A 665-nucleotide genomic window follows, 5' to 3' on the forward strand; every position below is an offset into this window, starting at 1 on the left:
GCCAGGCAGTCACACGTTCCCTGACCGCCTACGACCACTGAAGGGGAGTTCGGACTTACTCGTCTAGATGTCGCGGACCTCGGGCCAGGTGAACGCGAAGCCCGGGTGCAGCTCCGGTCCGTCCGCCGTGCCGAGGACCGCGGCGCGGAACCACTGGAACTCCACGCTCTCCCCGCCCCGGATCGCGACCGGCAGCGCCTCGTCCGCCGTGACGACGACCGTGGTGTAGCTCCAGCCGCCGTGGTCGTCCACGTACCGGGCGGTCTCGAGGAGCGGGCCGGTGTCCAGCTCCGACTCCTCGGCGGCCTCCCGGCGGGCGGCGGCGTCGGCCGACTCGTCCAGGTGCCGGGCCCCGCCGGGGATCCCCCAGGTGCCGCCGTGGTGGCTCCAGAGCGCGCGGTGCTGGAGCAGCACCAGGTCACCGGAGCGGACGAGCAGCCCCGCGGCGCCGTAGATTCCCCAGTGCTTGTGGCCCTGCGCGCAGTACTGCCAGCCGTCCCCGCTCGAACCTCGGGGGAGCGGCGCGGCGGTCACCAGGGCAGCCTAACCCCGACGACCGCCGCGCGACACGTGATGTTCTAGTACCGGTAGTGCTCCGGCTTGAACGGCCCCTCGACGTCCACGCCGATGTACTCGGCCTGGTCCTTCGTCAGCGGGGTGAGCTC

Annotated in this window: 2 protein-coding genes; both read right to left on the reverse strand. The window is 72.2% G+C overall.

Translation table 11 applies throughout. From position 1 onward, the window contains the following. Nucleotides 1-63: 63 nt before the first annotated feature. Nucleotides 64-534: an NUDIX domain-containing protein gene (locus ABD993_RS29695; RefSeq protein ID WP_345425857.1), complete on the reverse strand. Its 471-nt coding sequence runs from the start codon at nucleotides 532-534 to the stop codon at nucleotides 64-66. A 44-nt stretch (nucleotides 535-578) separates the two neighbouring features. After that, nucleotides 579-665 (reverse strand): adenosylhomocysteinase (locus ABD993_RS29700; protein ID WP_345412288.1); only part of this gene is annotated, 87 nt, incomplete at its 5' end.

Source organism: Pseudonocardia xishanensis (genome assembly GCF_039541715.1).
GTDB classification, from domain to species: Bacteria; Actinomycetota; Actinomycetes; order Mycobacteriales; family Pseudonocardiaceae; genus Pseudonocardia; species Pseudonocardia xishanensis.